Below are 20,299 nucleotides of genomic sequence, written 5' to 3'. Positions count from 1 at the left end.
CCGAGAGCGGAGGCGTTCCCGGGCCGGCGTTTTCAGAGACCGGCCCTGATGCGGCTGCTTATGGAGCGGCGGCAGGCTTCCCGGTTGGAACGCGTACGACGGCCAGCCAGCTCGGAAACCTCGTGGGCACGTATAGCCATTTCGATCAATTGATTCCATCGCGCGTGGTACGCTGCGCGACCACGCCGTGGCTGTTCAAGCGGGCGCCGGAGCCAGCGATCTCTTTCAATTTCGGACCGGATCGGCTCTCGATCGAGACCTATCTTGGCCGCAACCCGACCACCGGGCTTTTGATCGCGAGGGACGACACGATTCTGTACGAGCACTATCAGTACGCGCGCACCGATCGTGACCGCTTCCTTTCGCAGTCCATGGCAAAGACGATAACGGCGATGTTGATCGGCATCGCCATCTCCGAGAACAAAATCAAGTCGATCGACGACCTTGTCGCAGCCTATGTTCCCGGCCTCGCGGAGACCGAATACGGCAAGACGTCGATTCGGGACCTGCTGCATATGTCGTCAGGCGTGGCATTTTCGGAGCTCTACGACGGGCACGACGACGTCACCAAGCTCGGACGCGACCTGTTCGGCGATCCTGGAAAGGATCCGATCGCCAGCGTGGCCCAATTCAACACACGCACGGTTCCGCCCGGAACCCAGTGGCACTACGCCAGCGCCGAGACCGAGGTGCTGGGTCTCGTGTTGCGGGCGGCCATCGGCGAGCCCGTCGCGGACTACCTACACGACAGGATCTGGGGCGCGATCGGCACGGAGGCCGACGCCTCGTGGGCCATGGATGGCACCGGGCAGGAAGCCACCTTCTGCTGCTTCAACGCGACCTTGCGGGACTATGCGCGACTGGGTCGGCTGCTCGCGCATGACGGCGCATGGGAAGGACGCCAGTTAATACCGCAGCGGTGGTTGCTCGACGCCACGACGGTGCCTCCATCCAGCGGCTATCTCGCGCCGGGAGCCGCCACCCCGTACTTCGGCTATGGATATCAAGTATGGATCCTTCCCGGCGCGCAGCGGAGATTTGCACTGCTCGGACTCCGCGGCCAAATGATCCTGGTCGACCCAGCCTCCAAGCTCGTCATGGTGCACACCGCCGTGCGCAAGAATACCTCGGACCGCGCCTCAAATGCCGAAACGATTGCCCTGTGGCGCGGCGTGGTCGAGCAGTTTGGAAAATGATGATATGTCTTGCGGACACGGCGCAATGACGGCGGGCAATAACCGCCTTCTCAAGACCCGTGCGCTGCTTTATCGTGCGCGCGACGAGCAGCTGGTACGGAGCAAATCAATGAGAACGATGTTGGGAAGGCTTGCCGCCACATTGCTGGCGATGGTCCTGGTCTCCGGATCTGCGGCGGCGCAAACCAAGGTGACGATCGCCGTCGGCGGCGGCGCCTGCCTTTGCTATCTGCCGACCGTGCTGGCGAAGCAGCTCGGCGAGTATGAGAAGGCGGGGCTCGCGGTCGAACTGGTCGATCTGAAGGGCGGTTCGGACGCGCTGAGGGCCGTGCTCGGTGGCAGCGCCGACGTGGTGTCCGGTTATTTCGACCACTGCGTCAATCTCGCCGCCAAGAAACAGGAACTGCAGTCCTTTGTGGTTTACGACCGCTATCCGGGCGAAGTGCTGGTGGTGTCGCCGGCGCACACCAGCGAGATCAAATCGATCAAGGATCTTGCCGGCAAGAAGGTCGGCGTCAGCGCGCCCGGTTCCTCGACCGATTTCTTTCTCAAATATCTCCTGAAGAAGAACGGCATCGACCCGGCGGGCGTTGCCGTCATCGGCGTCGGCCTGGGCGCCACCGCCGTGGCGGCGATGGAGCAGGGCCAGATCGACGCGGCGGTGATGCTGGACCCCTCGGTGACCGTGCTGCAGGGCAATCATCCGGACCTGCGCATTTTCTCCGACACGCGCACCCAGAAAGATACGCTCGACGTGTTCGGCGGCGAATACCCCGGCGGCGCGCTCTACTCGACGACCGCGTGGGTCGCTGGCCACGAAAAGGAGGTGCAGGCGTTGACCGGCGCGATCCTGAACACGCTCGGCTGGATTCACGCGCATTCGGCCGAAGAAATCATGGAGAAGATGCCGCCGGAAATCGTCGGCAAGAACAAGGAACTTTATCTCGCCGCGCTGAAGAACACGATCCCGATGTATTCGCAGACCGGCTTGATGGACCCCAAGGGTGCCGACGCCGTGCTCGCGGTGTTCAGCGAGAGCTCACCTGAAGTCGCCAAGGCCAATATCGATGTCACCAAGACCTACACCAACAAATATGTCGATCAGGCCAGAAAGACGACGGGCTTGAATGCCAGGTAAAACCGGCGGGTCGATGGTCGCATGAGGACCCCTCGGATTCATCGCGTCACGACCCTTGATCTGCCCGTTCGCCCCGCGCCCTGGCCATTCGCAGTGGCCCGGCGCTCTGACATCGATGCGCATTTTGCACGGGAGCAGCTTGCGAAGCCGATCTGGAATGGCCGGGTCCTGCTCGCGCGTAATCCGGTTTGCACCGAAGGCCGCTTTGGCGCCGAGTACTTCGAAACTGATTTCGCAAGCTTCCTGGCGTGGCGCGACTGGGGTTTTCCCGATTCCGACATTTTCAACGGCTTCGGCATGGGCGCCTTGCGTTCGGCCGACGGCGCGTTCCTGCTCGGCGAAATGGCACAGCACACCTCCAATGGGGGGCGCATCTACTTTCCGGCGGGAACGCCCGATCTCGACGATATCAAGGACGGCGCGGTCGATATTGCCGGCAGCGTCGCCCGTGAAACCCTGGAGGAAACCGGTCTCGCGGAGGCGGATTACACGGCGAGCGCACACTGGGATTGCGTGATTTCCGGCGCCACGATCGCGATGATCCGGATATTGCACGTCGACATGCCGGGCGAGGCATTACGCGCGCGGATCGAGGCCAATCTTGCCCGGCAACGCCAGCCTGAACTTTCCGCGATCCATCTGGTGCGCGGAACCGGCGATCTTTCGGCGGCGATGCCGCGTTTTGTCACGGCGTTTATGGAGCGGGAGTTTTCCTGATCATTGTGATTTTCACCGTCATTGCCTGCGACAGCCGCGAGGCGCTTGCGCAAGGGAGCGCGAGCGACGAAGCAATCCCGTCATTGTGCATCGGTCCTGGATGCTTCGCTGGCGCTCGCAATGACGAACTGGCGCCATTCGGACGCGCCATGTACCGTTTGGACCATACGAGGCAACCGGAGCTCGCGATTTCATGAGCAAGAAACCTTCGCAATCTGTCAGCGATCAATTGAAGCCGTTTGTCGCGCCGTTCCGCTTCGACGGATCGGGCGCGTTCCATCTCAGGTCGCACCGGACCAATGACAAGGGCGGTCTCGACAAGGACAAGGCCGAAAAAATCCTCGAAGCCAACAGAAAGCGGCTCAACGATTTTCAGGAACGGCTCTACGCGCAGGACCGCTGGTCGCTGCTCGTGATCTTTCAGGGCATGGATGCGGCAGGCAAGGACAGCGCCATCAAGAGCATCTTCGAAGGTGTCAATCCGCAGGGCTGCGATGTCACCTCGTTCAAGCAGCCGACATCGCACGAGCTCAACCATGACTTCATGTGGCGCAGCATGGTGGCGCTGCCGGAGCGCGGTCGCATCGGCATCTTCAATCGTTCCTATTATGAGGAATGTCTGGTGACGCGGGTGCACCCGGAATTGCTCGGTCAGGAGAAAATCCCCCATAAGCTGGTCACCAGGAATATCTGGCGCGAGCGGTTCGAGGACATCGCCGCGATCGAGCGTTACCTTGCGCGCAACGGCACCGTGATCCTGAAATTCTTCCTCAACGTCTCCAAACGCGAGCAGCGCGAGCGGTTTCTCGACCGGCTGGACCAGCCCGCGAAGAACTGGAAATTCTCGATGAACGATATCAGCGAGCGCGGGCTGTGGCCGCGATACATGGCGGTGTATCAGGACATCGTCCGGCATACTTCGACGGCGCTGGCGCCATGGTACGTGGTGCCGGCCGATCACAAATGGTTCGCCCGGGTGGTGATCGGATCTGTGATCGCTAGCGCGCTGGAGGGGCTCAATCTGCATTTTCCACGCGCCGACAAGGCCTCGCTGCTGGAATTCAAAGAGGTGCGCAAGGCGCTGGAGAGCGAAGGGAAGGGGCGGGGGACCAAGAAGGCTGGAGCGAAAGCCGCTCCGAAGGTGCGGGCCAGGAAGTAACCGCCTTTTCTTTTCGCTATACCCGGGCAAAGGCAAGCCGAAGGATAGAAAAAATCCTCACGCCAATTCGCTTGCCGGCATTTCGCGCGCCAGCCGGGCGCGCAGCGGCGCCAGCCGCTCGGCGTGGTGCCGCCATTTGCCGACCGACGACGAATAGATCGGGCGCCGGACCTGAACCGCGCTTGCGGTGGCGGAAGGCGCCGGGCTCTGGTGAAATCGCAGGACCTCGTCGCCCCACGAAAGTCCGGCGAAGTCGATGAGACGTCGACTGGTGGCCACCTGATCCCGGATGATGTCCTCGTAACTGATTTCCAGCAGCACGTCCGGCGGCAGGGTTGCCCGCCAATGCCGCGAAAGCCGGCGATAGGCCAGGTAATATTCCGCCAATTCGATCTGATGATACGCGAACGAGAACTTGCCCTGAAAGTGCGCCTTGTAGATCGCCCAGCAGGCATCCAGCGGATGCCGCTGGATCAATATGATTTTGGCCGCCGGCAGCGCGGCGTGAATCAGGCCGCAATAAAGGTAGTTTTGCAAGGTCTTGTCGACGAAGCGAACATTCTTTGGCACGCGGAACGCCGTCACCGAATCGACGTATCGCTTGCCGATGCCGGCGAGGTCGGCTCCGCCTGATTTATCCTTCAGGGCGCGGCGCATCTCGGCCGCAAACGCGCCGGTTTCTCCCGCTGAATCCATCGCGGGGTGGCTGGCGATGATCCGCTCGACCAGCGTCGTTCCGGTGCGCGGCAGCCCGGCGACGAACACCGGCGCCGCCGCGGAATGGCCCGGTGGCGCGGCGACGATCCAGTCTCTTGTGTGGGTGTGGATGATCCGGTCGAGTTCCGCGATCTCGGCGGCGGAATCGTGGGCTATCGAGCGGTGCTGCAGATGGCAGCCGGCATCGACATGACCGAACGCGCGGTCGTGCAGTTCCAGATCTTCGCATTCCTTGCCGAGCGCGAAGCGCAGCATCACTTCACTCGGCTGCGCAAGTCGGCCCTCGCGGATCAGCGCTTCCATTTCCTCGATATGATTGCGGTCGGGCGTCTGGACGCGCAGGTCCGAGCGCAAATAGTGCGCCAGGCCATAGTGGCGGTCGCGCGCGATGGCGGCATCGCAATGCGCCTCGGCCTCGTCCAGCGACCCCGTCATGCGCTCGGTCGCGGCCAGATTGAACAGATATTGCGGCACGTCGGGACGCGCGGCGACCGCGCGCAGGAAAAATTGTTTCGCCCTTTGATGCATTCCAAGCAGGCCGAAGATCGCACCGCAGGCGTCGAGCGTTTCCGGAGCGTGGTCGGTCAGCTTCGCGGCGGCCTCGGCAGCCTCGAGCGCGCCGCGGGCCTCGCCGGACACGAACAGGCATTTGGCGCGCAGGATTAGCGCGATCGGGTCCTTCGGCATCAGCGCAACCGCGCGATTGGCGCAGATGATCGCGGCCTCAGGGCGCCCGCGCTGCAAAGCGGTTTCCGTCAATAGCGCCCAGCCGGTTCCATCGTCCGGCGCGCGTGCGAGCAGCTCTGAACAAATTCGTTCAGCGGTCGCCAGATCGCCGCTGGCGAAGGCGCGTCGCGCTTCGTTCATCGGTGACAGGTCGGCTCGCCGCGGTGCAGTGGGTGGCAAAGGTTAGCTCCATCATAAAGGCCGGGCGAGATACGCCCGGCCATATGCACTTGTGTAATGATGTCGGTCAGCGAGAGGCTGCTTTCGTTGCCAAAAGCAGCCTTTGCCGATTAGTGGTGCCCGTCGTGATCCCCGCCATCGCGATCGTTGAACGAGAAATTGCCCCAGAGATCGCCGATAGCCGGGCGGTTCACCGGCACATAGGGATTGTCAGAGGAGGTCTTTGGGTTCGGCAGGTTGTCTCGGGTGCGGTTCGAGAGCCTGGGAAGATCCCAATTCCGTTCGATGAATTTTATGATCGAGGCATGATCGGAATATTCATGCGAGACGTGGCCGCCTTGCGAATATTTCGACACGACCAGCATGGGAATGCGGGTTCCGTCGCCGAAATAGTCGACCGGCTGCACGTAACCGGAATCGTAATAGCCGCCACCCTCGTCGACGGTGATGAGAATCGCGGTGGATTCCCAGAGCTCTTCCTTGGACTTCACCTGATCGATGATCTTCCTGGCGAAGGATTCGAACAGATCAAGCCTGGACGAGGAAGGATGGCCATCGTTGAAGGTGCTCGGCTTGACCCACGACACGGCCGGCAGCGTGCCGTCTTCGATCGCGTCATAGAGATCGAGCGTATCCTTCAGGTGCGCGTTGCGCGCCGAAGCATTGGTCATGACGGAGGCGGAATACAGGAACGGATTGCAGATGTTGCAATACAGGTACGCGATCGGGTCAAGCGATCCGAAGTTCGCGCCCTCGCCGGGGGCGGTCTTGAAGTCGTTCCAGCGCTCGCCGAAAAACGCCCACGACACGCTGGCCTGAGTGAGCGTATCGCCGATGTGCTTCTGTTTGATCACCGGCGGCAGCGTGAACGGTCCGTTGTTGATCGGATCGGTGGCGCCGCTGCCGATGTAAGCCGGCACATAGTTGTTGAGCAGATAATAAGCGTTCGGTGCGCAGTTCGGCGATACGTGGATCGCATTCAGATAGGTGACGATCGGGGTGACGCCCGGCTGCGTGGGGTCGGAGCAGTTGGTGTAGCTGCCGCCGCCGTAGCCGTCATTGGTGTACCAATTGTTGGTACCCGGCGCCGGATTGGGGTTCTCGACCTCATCGACGTAAACCGGCGGGTTCGAGCCCGGCACCAGGACATGGTTGGGGGTCGCGGGGTCGCCATTGCTGCCGGCGTAATACAGCGCATCGGCATAGCCGAACATCATCATGTTGGCGAACGTGCCGCCCATTACCGGCTGATGGTAGTTGTCGTTGAGGGTGTATTCGCGCGCCAGCTTGGTCAGATAGGGTGCATCGCCTTTGGCGACGTTGTAGAAGCCGAGCGCGATATCGCCTTCCTTGAGCGGCTTCGGCGTCGGATTGCCATTGCTGCCGGAGGAGACGGTCATCTCGACGAACGGGAACAGATCGGCCTGACAGCCGCTCGGATTGCGATTGGTGGCCTTGGTGACGTCACAGTCGAGCTGCTGCCACATCTGGTAGAAGCGATGTACCGGGCTGCCGCCGTAAGTCTTGTAGAGGCTCGAGGTTTCGTCCTCGCCCTGCGGCAGCGTCACCAGCGGGTAGGGGCCGTTCGGCAGGCTGGCGTAGTCCAGGACGCGCGTATCCGGCGAATTCCCCGGTATGCCCGTCGCGCCAGTCGTCAGCAACGGAAGATCCTGCTTGCGCAAGCCGTAATCGCCGCGAGCGGCTTCCGACAGCGTGGTGAGGCAACCCGGACCGTTGAGGGCAGCTTGTTCGACGGTGGTGTAGCAGGTCTGCGGCGCGTAGGACGTTCCCGGCGCCTGCAGCTTGTTGGTCGTGGTGTTGTAGGGCGTCTTCGGCGTGGGGTTGATCGAGTAGAAATTGTTGACTGTGGTCGAGAACTGCGCCGCCTTGGCATAATTCGGACCCGGCGAACCATCCTCCTTGATGATTCCCTTGGACAGAAGATTGTCGACATGCTCGCCCTCGCGCGGCTCGTAGGTCGCGAACACATGGTCGAAGGTACGGTTTTCGCCCACGATGACGATGACGTGCTTGATTGGGCTGTCGGTCTTGCGGTCGTTGCTGCTCGCTCCCCCGACCTGGCCGGCATGGGCATTGCTTCCCATCAGCGACAATATGGCTGCGGTGACGACCGTGCGATCGCGTAGACTTTTCGTCCGTTGCTTGAGCATAGAGACTCCTCAATTTGAAAGCGAAATGAGCTGTTGTCATCCGGCAACAGTGGCGGGGACGCTAAATGCGCCACGTGTCAGATGTGCTTCGGGCAGGTGTCAGTTCTGTTAAGGGACAATGAAGGGACCAAACCGCGACGGGCTTGGGTAGGCACGGCAGGATGGATGGAAGAGCAGCCAAATACTCGCCGGCCGCGCGCGGCGAACGGTTTGGCGCGACGCGATCAGGGTGGACGGGGTTGTGGCTCTCGAAGAGGGGCTCGGCGGAGCGAAGCCAGCGTCATATTCAAACGCGCCAGCCCGCGATGCGGATGGGATTCGCCGGGCGGCTTTGGCTATCGAAACGCAGCCTCAATCCCCCGGCCGCTTCATTTCCGCATAAGTGGCAAGGTTTGACGATCGATGCCGCGGCGGTTTTTAAATCAGCCGGACGCCGAGACCATGGGAGACCGCGGCACAGGAATGCGCGAATATCGATGTTCCGCCGGCGAGACCAGTCGATAGGCTATCATCTTGGGTGTCTGCCAGGAATCCAACAACCCGCCGCAGACGATGCACTCGGCCCGGCCGGGCTTTCCTTTCGCCGATATGGACTCGGCGACCTCGTAAGCCGCCCCGCAGGACGGGCAAGAAAAATCCGATAGCTTCATGGCAATTATTTACCGGTTTTTGAACTTACATGGATTGTTCTGGATCAATGCGACGACAAAAAGACGACGTTCTCGACCAGGAGAGCGCACAGACCTTCAGGCGGTGTCGCGGATGTGTTGCGACCTATCCGAAAAAATACTCCGGCATTCGATGCGGTGGACGCAGGCAGCGGCAGCTCTCGCACGCGCCGTGCCACCATCGGTCGGATCATCAGCGCCCGAACAGTCCGCCGATCATGCCGCCGATCATGCGAACCGGATTGGGGCCGCCGCCGCCGCGGCGACCGCGACGATGGGCCGGATGGCTGTCATCGGTTTCGTCGCCGGTGCCGGCGGTTGCATGCGCCGCTGGGGCGGTTTCATTCAGCAGGGCCTGATGCTGCGCTGCATTGAGGAAGCCGGTCGTCGGATAGCCACGCGCCGCCTGCCAGCGCGTGATGACGGCGCGGGTCGCCTCGTCGAACTTTCCGTTGACCTTGGTGTCGAAGCCGAGACGGGTCAGCCGGTGCTGCACGTCGCGACGTTTTCGCTTGTTGAGACCGATCTGGTCTTCGGTTTCCTGAGTTGCCTCGTCGGTCGAGGTCGCCGGATTGACCAGTGCCGACAGGTTGCGGGTGGTCGTGCCTGGGCCGTTCTCCAGCGCGGCGATCCGCGCCAGAGCGATCGATTTGAACTGGCCCGTCGGGTAGCTGGTCAGATAGGCATTGAGTTCTGCAGGCTTGTTCGAATCCCCGATCGAACGCCAGAACTCGAGCTCAACCTCGGAAGTGGCGCTGGCCGTGGATGGCGGGGTATTCCCTGCCACGACGGCGCCGGTCGCGGCCGGCGCCGCAACCGGATTGAGGTAGACGGCGCCGGTCAAATTGGTCTGCCCCCAGGGCAGTTGCGCCTTGTTGGTCTCTTCATCGACCTGGGCGCGGACCTGCGTCATCGCCTGCTGAATCTCCACGCCCGGCTGGGTGATATTGGCCATCAAGGCCCGGGTGAAGGGACTGTTGGTGCCGACCTGGCCATCCAGCGCGGTTTGTCCGGGACCGGTGGCGAACGCGATCAGGGTGCTTTCGCCGGATGACATTTCGGCGAGGCCGGCCTGCACCGAAACACGCCGCGTGCTCGCGCCGGCCCGGATCTTCGCTGCAAACGGATTGTCACGGCAGGCATCGAGGAACATCAGTTTGATCTTGGCGGCCTTCATGGTCCGGTCGAGCGTGAGATCGAGGCTAATCGCATTGCCAAGCTTGACGTCCATTTCGGATTTGATGTCGGCATCGACCGGCACCAGGTAGTTGACGCCGTCAACGGCGATGCCATGGCCGGCATAAAAAAATACCGCAACATCCGCGCCTTGCGTCTTCTGGCCGAATTCGAGCAGCCGCCCGGTCATCTCGTCGCGGGTGAGATTGATGCCCTCGACGACGTCGAAACCCGCGTCGCGGAGCACGCCGGCCATCGACCTGGCATCGATCGGCGGGTTCGGAAGCGGTGTTACGTTTTTGTAAGCGCCGTTGCCGACGACAAAGGCGACGCGGCGTTCGGCCCTGGCGGCATCCGCGCTGATGAGAAATCCCAGGAGTGACAATGCCAGGATCCAGAAGCGCATGGCCTATTTCTTCCCTGATCTTAAGAATCGCTGTTGATTTTCAAGAAATCCAGGCCGGTTCAAACGCACTGCCATGAAATTTGAACTTCCGGCGGGTAGCGAGGTCACGGGTCAACTCAAGGTTCGCGTGCAGCAACCTTTATCCGGATCAATGGTTCCACGGCGCGCGCCGATTGTCATGCCGCATTGCACAGCGCCCTCCATGGCGCAGCTCCCGCGACAGCACTCGGGTAGGTTCACGCGCTGGCCTGGAGGCTCGCCTCAACTAGCCGCGACCTTGGTGCATGGTCGCGGTTCGGCTCGATGCGGCTGAACCCCGCTCGCGGGAACCCGGAAGATCGACGGGCGTTGGCGGCCAATGGTCGTTCTCAAATTATCATTGGCGATGGCGTTGTCTTCGGTCGTGATCGCCTCAGTTCATGCCGAAAACGGCATGGCGTCGTTCTATGGCGCCGGAAAGACCGCAAGCGGCGAAATAGCCGGCACAACAGGGCTCACTGCCGCGCATCGCACCTTGCCGTTCGGCACCAATGTGCTGGTTACAAACGTCCGCAACGGCAAGACCGTCGTGGTTCGCATCACGGACCGCGGTCCTTATCGCCGTGGCCGCATCATCGACGTCAGCCGCGCTGCGGCGCGAGAACTTGATATGATCGACAGCGGCACGATAAGGGTCAGCGTGATCCCCGTGCAGGCCGGCATCATCCCCGGCACCCGGTATGGCGGCGGAGGCGTGATTTGCCCGAGAGGTTGCCTTCGCGCTCTTGTATCCCGCTCCGTGGCGAAAAATATTCTGTTGCTCGAGTGACAACCGGCTCAAAAACAATCCGCTTGCCGGAGTAGTGGCCGGGACATCGCCAATGCGGCGCCTCTGACTCTCGGCAGCGTCGGCCGCCTTTGGCTGTCATCCTTGCGCCAGATCATGATCAAGTGTCGGCATTAGCTGGAGGACGCAGGCTTGAGCTGAATCAAACCTTCGAGCCAGTTGCCGCGCTAAGCTTATATCCTGGTATGAGGCTTTCATGGCGTTTAAAGATATTCTGGTCACGCTGACTAGCTATCCCGAGCCGACGCCGTTATCCGTGGTTGACGGCGCAGTTTCGGTCGCTTCAGCTCTCGGCGCCCACATCGCGGCGCTTTCCTGCGAATTGCACGTCCAGGTTCCCGGCCATTTTATGTCGGGGGCCGTGGTGGGCCTGCCGGGGGTCATTGCTGGTGAAGCCAGCAAGAGCCGAAGGAACGCCGAAGACCTGCTGGCCGCGTTCGACGCCGCCGCCGCGAAGGCCGGAATTTCCCGTGAGTCGATGCTCCTGAAATGCAAGACGTTCGAAGTACCGGACTTGCTGATCGAATATGCCCGGCTTCGAGATCTCACCATCATGCCGGAGTCAAACGATCGGTGGTATGCCGAGGCCGTGATGTTCGGCTCCGGCAGGCCGACCCTGGTCCTGCCGCAAAACCCGCGCTCTCGCCCGTTCGAACTCGGAACCGTCGCGGTGGCCTGGGATTTCAGCCGGGTCGCTGCGCGCGCGGTATCGGATGCGATGCCGCTTTTGGAAAAGGCGAAGAAGGTCCGCATCGTTACCGTTCTCAACGAGAAGCAGCTTGATCGAAAACATTCCGCCGAAGAACTGTCGAAGAACCTTTCGCGGCACAGCATCGATGTCGTGCTTGACCGGGTTGACGCCAAGGGCCGGTCGATCAGCGCCGTTCTCGAAGCCTATGTCGCCTCACACGAGGTGGATCTGCTCGTCATGGGCGCGTATGGACACTCCCGCCTGCGGGAATTCATCCTGGGTGGCGCGACCGACGGCCTGTTGTCAAAGCCGCCGCTGCCGATCCTGTTTTCGCATTGACGAGCGTGGACCAATCGGAGGATTAGTCGTGCAACTGACCAATCCCATCAATCGGTACGGAGTAACTCCCCAGTTCCTGCACTGGCTAACGGTCATCCTGGTTTTGACGGCGTGGACGCTGGGTACCTTCGGCGACGACTTGCCGAAAGGCGCGGCGCGGGATGCGGGACTTTTTGTCCACATTTCCGCGGGATTGCTGATCCTGACGGCGCTCATCATGCGGTTGGCCTGGCGCGTGGTCGAGCCGCCGCCGCCCCCTGAGCCGAATGAATTCGGCAGATGGCTGGGCGCCTTCGCCGACCCCGCGGCGCGTCTTGCGCATTACACGCTTTACGCGTTGCTGATTGCGGCCCCGATCGCCGGCATCGTTGCGCAGTTTGCGCGCGGCAATGCGCTGCCGCTGTTGGACTCGCCGAGATACCGTCACCCTGGATACGCGATCGAGCCTTTGCCCATAATGTAACGGAGGTCCACGAGATCCTCGCCAATGCGCTTGTGATCGTTGCGAGCTTTCACGCTGTCGCGGCACTGGTTCACCACTTTGTTTTCCGCGATAATACGCTCATTCGCATGCTTCCTCGCGGCAAGCTCTAGCATCGGTGCGCGGCCTCGAATGTTCAATGAAGAGTGACCCTTCGATGGAATCCGCCGTGCCGCTGCGTCGGCGGCTCGGCCTCGCATTGCTGGTGCTCTACGGCACCGGCATCACGGTGGGCGCCGGCATTTACGTGCTGATCGGTGCCGTCGCTGGTCATGCCGGGATTTATGCCCCGTGGTCGTTCGTGGTCGCCGCCGCCGTCATGGCGCTGACCGTTGCCTCCTATGCTGAACTTTCGACGCGCTTCCCGGTCAGCGCGGGCGAAGCCGCCTATGTCAGGGCGGCGTTCCAGTCCCGCGCGCTTGCCACCGCGATTGGTCTGTTGACGGTCGTGACCGGCGTGGTGTCTTCGGCCGCCGTGACGGTCGGATCGGCGGGCTATATCCAGCAATTCACCGATCTGCCGCAAGGCCTTATCGTGGTGATCGTTATCGTCCTGCTCGGCGCCGTGGCAGCGTGGGGCATTCTGGAATCGGTGGTGCTGGCAAGCCTGTTCACGCTCATCGAGGTCGGCGGTCTGGTGACCGTCATCCTCGCCGGCATTCACGCCGACCTTCCCATTGTCGCGACGATAACCCGGTTGCCGCCGCTGGATGCCGCGGCCTTGTCCGGCGTCGGTTTCGGCAGCTTGCTCGCGTTTTTCGCATTCATTGGCTTTGAGGATCTGGCCAATGTCGTGGAGGAGGCGAAGGTGCCGCACCGCGATATCCCCCGCGCCATGGTGTTGACCCTTGGCATCTCGACGGTCCTGTACGTCCTGGTCGCCGCAGTCGCCGTCAGCGCCGTGCCGATCGAACGATTGTCCTCCTCATCGGCGCCGCTCAGTCTGGTGTTTCGCCAGGTCGCGGGCGTCAGTCCGGCGACAATCAGCGCGATCGCGATCGTGGCTACGCTGAACACGATCCTCGCGCAGATGACGATGGCGGCTCGCGTTGTCTACGGGCTGGCACGCGAAGGCGGGTTGCCGGCCATTTTCGCGCGAGTGCACCGCCGAACCGGCACGCCTTTGGTCGCTACCGCCTGCATTGCCGCGTGTGTCGTTCCACTGGCGCTGTTCGTGCCACTGACGCCGCTTGCGGAAGGCACCTCCCTGGCGACGCTCGCGGTCTTCGCGCTGGTGAACCTTGCCCTGCTGCGGCTGCGGTATCGAGGCGTGCAGTCGGACAATCCGCACGTCAGCGTTCCGATATGGATACCCGCCATCGGATTTGTGACCTGCCTCGCCATGATGGCGGGGGCCCTATTCAGATGAATCGCGAGAGCGGCGCCATGGCTAGTATGGATGCTTGCTGCCGCCGAATATCTTCCGCATGCGGTCCTCGATATGACCGCTGCTGGCGATGCCCACCATCGCAACATGGAGGGCAACCAATCCCACGCCAAAATAGGCGACGACCTCGTGCATCTCGTCAATCCACATGGTGCCCCACAGCGTATGTGTGAGCAACATCAGGATTAACGCGCACAAGGGCAGCGCTGCCAGGATCAGGAATATCGTTGCGAGCGTCTTGGGAACCCGGTCGGCATTTTGAAACAACGCCTTGACTCCGCGCGGGCTGTAGACGGTCGGCGGAAACTGGGCATGGTGCGGCCTGATGACGGCCCAAAAAACAGCAACGGCCATCAGGGCGGCGATAGCGTAGCCGATCATGACGTGGGTATGCGGAAATTCCTCGCCGGTGGAATAGGCGATGACCAGCAGGACTAACAGCACGATGCCCGATAGCCGGATCAGCAAATCCCAGATCATATCCGGGCGCACGGGCATCTCGGCTCTGATATCCTTCATGCGACGGACCTCGTAGCAGGATAAAGTTAATTTATAAACTTTGCTGATCGATGGGCTTTGACCTACATCAATTGCGGCCGTGCAAGCAGCAAGCGCCGGTGACAAAATCAAGCGAAGGCATGCGCCAGCGCATAGGCGGCTGCGGCGGCAAGCCCACCTACCAGCAGCGTCTGTGCGGCTGATTTTACCTTATTGATGCCGGTGAAATGGCCCTTGATACCGCCGAACGCAAGAAGAGCCACGCCCGTAAATCCGACCGAATATGCGAATGCGTCCGAAATGCTCGACGTCAAAATATAGGGCGTGAGCGGAATCAGCCCGCCGACGAAATACGAAGCGGCAATCGTTCCGGCGCTGATCGGCGCACGTTTCGGATCCGGTTCGTCCAGACCAAGCTCAAAGCGCATCATGAAGTCGAGCCAGCGCTTGCGATCCGCCGTAACCGCGCCGACTACCGTTGTCAGTGCCTCACGCTCTAAACCGTAGCTGCGGAATATTTCCGTAACCTCCTGCACCTCTTTTTCGCGGAGATTGTCGATTTCCCAGTCTTCTCGCGCTCGCTCCGACCCGTAATGTTCGGCGTCGGTGCGGGCCGCGAGATAACCTCCGAGACCCATCGCGATCGCACCCGCGACGATTTCGGCGAGCCCCGCGGTCACGATCACCTTGGTCGAGGAGACGGCGGCGGCCAGCCCCGCCGCCAGTGCGAAAGGAACGGTCAGGCCGTCGGCCATCCCGATCACGACATCGCGCACGGTTTCGGTGGCAGTGAAATGCTTTTCGATATGCGGAACTGTAGGCATTCTGGAGCACCTCGTCGCAGATCGCGTAAACGGGATAATTGAAGGCGGCCAGCCCAACTAGCACCGCTTACTGAAGCGGATTTGCGATGCATCAATAACGGCATCCGCCATGCAGGGCATTTTTAGGTTTTGCCTTTGCGAAGGAGTGCCCTCATGTCTTATGCAGCCCTGATGGTCTATGTCGATGCCGATGGCATTCCGGAACAAAGGGTTCGAATAGCCGCAGATCTTGCAGCAAAGTTCAATGCAGCCCTGATTGGAATCTCGGCCCGCGCCGTTCCCCCGCCGTTCGTTGCGGAAGGTGTGATCATCGAAGAAGCAACGGAGGGCGACATCAAGCAGATGCAGGCAGGGTTGATCGAAAAAGGAGATTGGTTCCGCGGTGTTGTCGGCATGGATCGTCCGGGCGTCGAATGGCGAACCGAGCTTGATTTTCCGGCCGAGGCGCTGACGCGTGAATCCCGCTCCGCCGATCTTGTCATCCTCGGGCAGCAGGCCCAGGGCCGTTACGACAATTACCGAAGCCTATATCCCAGCGAGGTGCTTCTGAAACTGGGCCGGCCTGCGCTACTCGTTGCCCCGGGCATCGCCTCGTTGCGGGCCGAACATGTCGTCTTGGGCTGGAAGGATACTCGCGAGGCCCGTCGGGCCGCGCTGGATGCGATTCCGTTTTTACGCGCCGCCAAACGTGTTTCGGTGGTCGAAGTCTGCACCCGGGACGATGAACGAAATGCGTTAGCCCGGACCGAAGACGTCGTCCGCTATCTGGGGCGACACGGAATCGCCGCGGATCCTCGGCCAATTATTCACCGCGACAGGCCTGATGCGGATCACCTGGTCCAGTTTGCTCTGAACGAGGACGCCGACCTGCTGGTGGCCGGAGCCTATGGCCACAGCCGGGTAGGGGAATGGGTCTTCGGCGGCATGACGCGGAGCATCCTCGCGTCGTGTCCGCTTTGTTGCCTCATGTCTCATTAGGCTGCCACGGCCTGCCTTAAGGCCCTCCGTTCTATCCCGAAGCGAGGATAACGCCATAACCACACCCGTGCTCATCAACCTCATAGTGGCAATCGGGATCGGCCTACTGATCGGCGCTGAGCGCGAGCGGCGCAAAGGCGAGGGTCCGGCGCGTTCTCCTGCGGGGATACGAACGTTCGCCGTTACGTCGCTTGCTGGTGCGATTGGTTTCATTGTTGGAGACGAGTTATTACTTGCGATTGTGACTGTGGGGGTCACCGCATTGACCGTGATCGCCTATTGGCGCGGTCACGGTGAAGACCCCGGCTTGACGACTGAAATCGCGCTGATCCTGACTGTTCTGCTGGGCGGACTTTCAATGCAACAGCCCGAACTTGCGGGCGGCCTCGCCGTCGTCGTGGCCGTTCTGCTTGCCTCGCGAACTCGGCTCCACCGCTTTATTCGCTCGGTGCTTACAGAAAATGAACTCAACGACATTCTGATCTTCGCTGGTGCGACCTTTGTCGTTCTGCCGCTCATTCCGGATCGTTCGATGGGGCCGTACGGCGCCCTCAACCCGCATTCAATCTGGATTCTGGTAGTTCTAGTGATGGCGATTGGCGGCGCCGGCCACATCGCGGTTCGCATGCTCGGTACCAGATTTGGACTACCTATGGCTGGGCTCGCGTCAGGATTCGTCTCAAGCACCGCCACAATCGCGGCGATGGGCACACGGGTGAAAGCCGGTAGCGACGTTATGGCGGCCGCTGCAGCGGGCGCGGTGCTGTCGACGGTCGCGACGATTGCGCAACTGGCGATTATTCTTGGTGCCACAAGCTTGCCGACCCTTCGAACGCTTTCAATTTCGCTCGCAAGCGCGGGCTTGACTGCGGTCGTCTACGGGACAATTTTTACGGTTCTGGCGTTACGTCAGAAAGGCGGGGAAGAGGCAAAAATCGGACGCGCGTTCAATTTCACGACGGCTCTGGTGTTTGCCTCGACCCTTTCATGCATCATGGTCGCCTCCGCCGCGCTTCGGGAATGGTTTGGCGAGAATGGGATTATTCTGGCCGCAGCGCTTGCCGGATTCGTCGACCCGCATTCGGCGACGATCTCGGTGGCTTCGCTCGTCGCATCGGAAAAGATGACCGCGGTCGACGCCGTGCTGCCGATTCTCGCGGGACTTTCCACCAATATGATCAGCAAGCTGGTTCTTGCCGCCACCCACGGGGGCCGCTCATTTGCCGTTCGTGTAGTCCCCGGATTGATATTGGTCGGGTTGGCTGCGTGGGTGGGCGGGCTTTTCTCCTGATCGGTGCCGGATTAGAGTTTCGAGCCGTTTGCTATTTGGCGGCACCTTTGACCCTCGGCGGCGTTGTCCGCCTTTGGCTGTCATCCTTGCGCCAGATCATGGTCCGGCGTCTCCAAGCCGTCATATTTGACGATGGTTTCCAGCATGGGCTGGAGGACGATTCGTTAACGTTGCGCGATCCCTGGAGGGCCAATGGCAAAGAGCCGCAAATCTGCCGGGGCTGAGCGATCCGTCCTGCGCGACGCCAGGGAAATCGCAGCCGTCGAGCAGTACTGGCACGCGGCCGGACAGCCGAAGCCGCGCAAACCTCCGAAGAACTATAAATACATCGACGAACTCGCCCATCTGCAGTTTGAACTCATCAAACTGCAGGAATGGGTCCGGTTGCAGGGCCTCAAGGTCGCCGTCATCTTCGAGGGCCGCGACGCGGCCGGCAAAGGCGGGGTCATCAAGCGCATCACCGAGAGCCTGAATCCGCGCATCTGCCGCGTCGTGGCGCTCGGCACGCCGACCGAGCGCGAGCGCGGCCAGTGGTATTTTCAACGCTACGCCGCCGAGCTGCCGCGACGGGGTGAAATCGTGCTGTTCGATCGCAGCTGGTACAACCGCGCCGGGGTCGAGCGCGTCATGGAGTTCTGCAGCGAGGACGAATATCAGGAGTTCCTGCGCTCCTGCCCGATTTTCGAGGAGATGCTGGTGCGCTCGGGAATCTGTCTGATCAAATACTGGTTCTCAGTCAATGACGAGGAGCAGGAGCGGCGCTTTCAGGAGCGCATCCGAAATCCGATCAAACGCTGGAAGCTCAGCCCGATGGACGTGGAATCGCGCAAGCGCTGGGTGGAATATTCGAGGGCGAAAGACGTGATGTTCGCGCACACCGACCGCAAGAAGACGCCGTGGCACGTCGTCAACGCCGATGACAAGAAACGCGCCCGGCTCAACTGCATCCGGCATCTGCTGAATCAAATTCCCTATCAAGACATGAGACCGGTCGAGGTTGAGCTTCCGCTGCGCCAGCCGGATACCGGCTACAAGCGGCCCCGGAAGTCGAGCCAGCGTTTCGTCCCCCAGGTCTATTGAGGGGGGAGCTACTTACTGCGCCATCCCACGTTCATTCGTCATGCCCCGCGAAAGTTCGCGGCGGGTGATGACGGCGACGGCATGAGGCCGCTTTCACGTTGATCCACCCGACTGATTTGGCCGACCGGCTGCCCTCCAAGGGAGGGTGAAGCCGCCCTTCACAGCTCCCGCGCGTTGGAGAATGCGAACGACGACACCCGCCTGGTGTTCTCGTCGAGGATCAGGGTGCGGGTGATCGGCGGCTCGGCGCGCTGGCTGCAGTTTTCGCGTTCGCAGAGCCGGCAGTTGACGCCGATCGGCGTGCCCTCGGTTTTCTCCAGATCCAGGCCGCTCGCATAGACCAGCTTGGCGGCGTGGCGGATCTCGCAGCCGAGCCCGATCGCAAAGCGCGGTTGCGGTTGCGGGTGCGGCGCCACCGGCCGGCGCACCATCTGCGCGATCGAGAAATACCGCGCGCCGTCGGGCAGTTCGATGATCTGCTTGAGCAGGCGGTCCGGCGTGTCGAAGGTCGAATGCACGTTCCACAAGGGACAAGTGCCGCCGAATTTCGAAAACGGAAACGTGCCGGATGAAAACCGCTTGGAGACATTGCCGGCGTTGTCGACTCGCAGCATGAAGAACGGCACGCCGCGCGCATTGGGCCGCTGCAGCGTGGTCAGGCGGTGACAGACCTGCTCGAAGCCGGCATTGAAACGCTGCGCCAGCACGTTGACGTCGTAGCCGAGCTGCTCCGCAGCCGCGTGGAACGGCTGATAGGGCATCATGGCGGCGGCGGCGAAATAATTCGCAAGCGTAATCCGGTAGAGCCGGTGCGGGGTGTCGTCGAGCGAGCCGGCGCGGCCGATGATGGTTTCGATCGCGCCGGAGCATTCGGCAAGCCCGATCTGAAAGGCGAGTTGAAACGCCCGGCCGGGGCCATCGACCAGCTCCGAGATCAGGAGCTGGCGGCGATGGCGATCGAACCGCCGCAGCGTCTCGCGCATCACATCGACCGGCATGATGCGGGTCTGGATCGAATGTTTTTCGCGCAGCCGCGCCGAGAGCGCGGCGAACAATGCTTCCGCCGGGACGTTCAACTCGTCGCGCAGGTTTTCCGCCGCGGTTTCGAGCTCGCCGAAATAATTGCGGTTGGCCTCGATCAGATCGCGGACGCGCTCGATCGGATTGGCCTCGAACCGCGTGCCCTCATCGCGGTCGGCCATTTGAGCGGCGACCATGGTCTCGCCGCGGCGGGCTTCGGTATAGGCGGCGTAAAGCCGTTGCAGCGAATGGGTGACGCCGGGGCAGAGTTCGGAGAGATCGCGCAATTCCTGTTTCGGCAGGTCGATCTGCCGGAACAGCGGATCGGAGAAGATCTCGTTCAGTTCGGCGAAGAAGCGGTCCTCGTCGGCGGTGGCGAGATCGCGCAGATCGAGGTCGTAGGCTTCCGCCAGCCGCAGCAGGATCTGCGCCGTCACCGGGCGCTGGTTGCGCTCGATCAGGTTGATGTAGGAGGGCGAGATCCCGAGGCCCTCGGCGATCTGGGTCTGTGACAGGCCCAATTGCTGGCGGATGCGCCGGAAACGGGGGCCGACAAACAGTTTCTTTCCGGAATCACCCGCCATTGGCAGCCTCGCTGATCGCTGTTCCTGCTTCGCAGGTCGTCTGGGG

At 61.6% G+C, this 20,299-nt stretch carries 15 protein-coding genes and 2 pseudogenes; 11 read left to right on the top strand and 6 right to left on the bottom strand.

The genetic code is table 11. The features are described from left to right. Window positions 1-122 precede the first annotated feature (122 nt). The 4 genes from E8A46_RS22230 to E8A46_RS22215 all read left to right on the top strand — a co-directional run bounded on the left by E8A46_RS22230 (window position 123) and on the right by E8A46_RS22215 (window position 4,210). On the top strand, window positions 123-1,196 hold the full coding sequence (locus tag E8A46_RS22230) for a serine hydrolase (protein ID WP_291565881.1): 1,074 nt from the start codon (window positions 123-125) through the stop codon (window positions 1,194-1,196). Window positions 1,197-1,305: 109 nt separating this feature from the next. Continuing rightward, complete coding sequence (locus E8A46_RS22225; RefSeq protein ID WP_291565879.1) at window positions 1,306-2,334, top strand: ABC transporter substrate-binding protein; 1,029 nt, start codon at window positions 1,306-1,308, stop codon at window positions 2,332-2,334. A gap of 21 nt (window positions 2,335-2,355) precedes the next feature. Continuing rightward, window positions 2,356-3,051 (top strand): NUDIX hydrolase, encoded by a 696-nt coding sequence (locus E8A46_RS22220; protein WP_291565877.1) that lies wholly within the window; start codon window positions 2,356-2,358, stop codon window positions 3,049-3,051. A gap of 193 nt (window positions 3,052-3,244) precedes the next feature. Beyond that, window positions 3,245-4,210 carry a polyphosphate kinase 2 family protein gene (locus E8A46_RS22215; RefSeq protein ID WP_291565875.1) on the top strand — a complete coding sequence of 322 codons (966 nt, stop codon included), beginning with the start codon at window positions 3,245-3,247 and terminating at the stop codon, window positions 4,208-4,210. Window positions 4,211-4,267: 57 nt separating this feature from the next. Here E8A46_RS22215 and E8A46_RS22210 read toward each other — a convergent pair whose 3' ends face one another. The 3 genes from E8A46_RS22210 to E8A46_RS22200 form a co-directional block, all read right to left on the bottom strand. After that, window positions 4,268-5,794, bottom strand: a complete 1,527-nt coding sequence (locus E8A46_RS22210; RefSeq protein WP_291565873.1) for a tetratricopeptide repeat-containing sulfotransferase family protein — start codon at window positions 5,792-5,794, stop codon at window positions 4,268-4,270. A gap of 149 nt (window positions 5,795-5,943) precedes the next feature. Further along, window positions 5,944-8,004 carry an alkaline phosphatase family protein gene (locus E8A46_RS22205; protein WP_291565871.1) on the bottom strand — a complete coding sequence of 687 codons (2,061 nt, stop codon included), beginning with the start codon at window positions 8,002-8,004 and terminating at the stop codon, window positions 5,944-5,946. 861 nt (window positions 8,005-8,865) lie between these two features. Further along, the gene (locus E8A46_RS22200; protein ID WP_291565869.1) at window positions 8,866-10,254 is read right to left on the bottom strand and encodes a caspase family protein; all 1,389 of its coding nucleotides are present in this window, start codon (window positions 10,252-10,254) and stop codon (window positions 8,866-8,868) included. Between the two features lie 385 nt (window positions 10,255-10,639). On the opposite strand from E8A46_RS22200, the pseudogene E8A46_RS22195 reads away from it, so the two are divergent. From E8A46_RS22195 to E8A46_RS22180, 4 genes and pseudogenes are all read left to right on the top strand, one after another. Then, window positions 10,640-10,945, top strand: a pseudogene (locus E8A46_RS22195) (septal ring lytic transglycosylase RlpA family protein); the annotation flags it as partial. A 331-nt stretch (window positions 10,946-11,276) separates the two neighbouring features. Further along, a complete protein-coding gene (locus tag E8A46_RS22190) occupies window positions 11,277-12,110 on the top strand; it encodes a universal stress protein (protein ID WP_291565867.1) in 834 nt (277 codons plus the stop codon). 46 nt (window positions 12,111-12,156) lie between these two features. Then, window positions 12,157-12,704: pseudogene (locus E8A46_RS22185) on the top strand (cytochrome b). Between the two features lie 26 nt (window positions 12,705-12,730). Continuing rightward, window positions 12,731-13,960, top strand: coding sequence for an APC family permease (locus E8A46_RS22180; protein WP_291565866.1), 1,230 nt, complete (start codon window positions 12,731-12,733; stop codon window positions 13,958-13,960). Between the two features lie 21 nt (window positions 13,961-13,981). Here E8A46_RS22180 and E8A46_RS22175 read toward each other — a convergent pair whose 3' ends face one another. Together E8A46_RS22175 and E8A46_RS22170 are read right to left on the bottom strand one after the other, a co-directional pair. Beyond that, window positions 13,982-14,476 carry a hypothetical protein gene (locus tag E8A46_RS22175; RefSeq protein ID WP_291565864.1) on the bottom strand — a complete coding sequence of 165 codons (495 nt, stop codon included), beginning with the start codon at window positions 14,474-14,476 and terminating at the stop codon, window positions 13,982-13,984. Window positions 14,477-14,604: 128 nt separating this feature from the next. Next, a complete protein-coding gene (locus E8A46_RS22170) occupies window positions 14,605-15,300 on the bottom strand; it encodes a VIT1/CCC1 transporter family protein (RefSeq protein WP_291565862.1) in 696 nt (231 codons plus the stop codon). Window positions 15,301-15,453: 153 nt separating this feature from the next. On the opposite strand from E8A46_RS22170, the gene E8A46_RS22165 reads away from it, so the two are divergent. The 3 genes from E8A46_RS22165 (at window position 15,454) to ppk2 (ending at window position 18,649) form a co-directional block, all read left to right on the top strand. Beyond that, complete coding sequence (locus E8A46_RS22165; protein ID WP_291565860.1) at window positions 15,454-16,278, top strand: universal stress protein; 825 nt, start codon at window positions 15,454-15,456, stop codon at window positions 16,276-16,278. Between the two features lie 67 nt (window positions 16,279-16,345). Next, the gene (locus E8A46_RS22160; protein WP_291565858.1) at window positions 16,346-17,569 is read left to right on the top strand and encodes a DUF4010 domain-containing protein; all 1,224 of its coding nucleotides are present in this window, start codon (window positions 16,346-16,348) and stop codon (window positions 17,567-17,569) included. 192 nt (window positions 17,570-17,761) lie between these two features. Beyond that, window positions 17,762-18,649 (top strand): polyphosphate kinase 2, encoded by an 888-nt coding sequence (gene ppk2 / locus E8A46_RS22155; protein WP_291565857.1) that lies wholly within the window; start codon window positions 17,762-17,764, stop codon window positions 18,647-18,649. A 158-nt stretch (window positions 18,650-18,807) separates the two neighbouring features. Here the strand turns inward: ppk2 and E8A46_RS22150 are convergent, their stop codons facing one another. Next, window positions 18,808-20,253 (bottom strand): XRE family transcriptional regulator, encoded by a 1,446-nt coding sequence (locus E8A46_RS22150; RefSeq protein ID WP_291565855.1) that lies wholly within the window; start codon window positions 20,251-20,253, stop codon window positions 18,808-18,810. Between the last annotated feature and the right edge of the window lie 46 nt (window positions 20,254-20,299).

It is taken from the genome of Bradyrhizobium sp., assembly GCF_004799445.1.
Lineage (GTDB): Bacteria > Pseudomonadota > Alphaproteobacteria > Rhizobiales > Xanthobacteraceae > Bradyrhizobium.
Note: the sequence above shows the minus strand (reverse complement) of the source record. Positions and strands in the feature narration are given on the sequence as shown.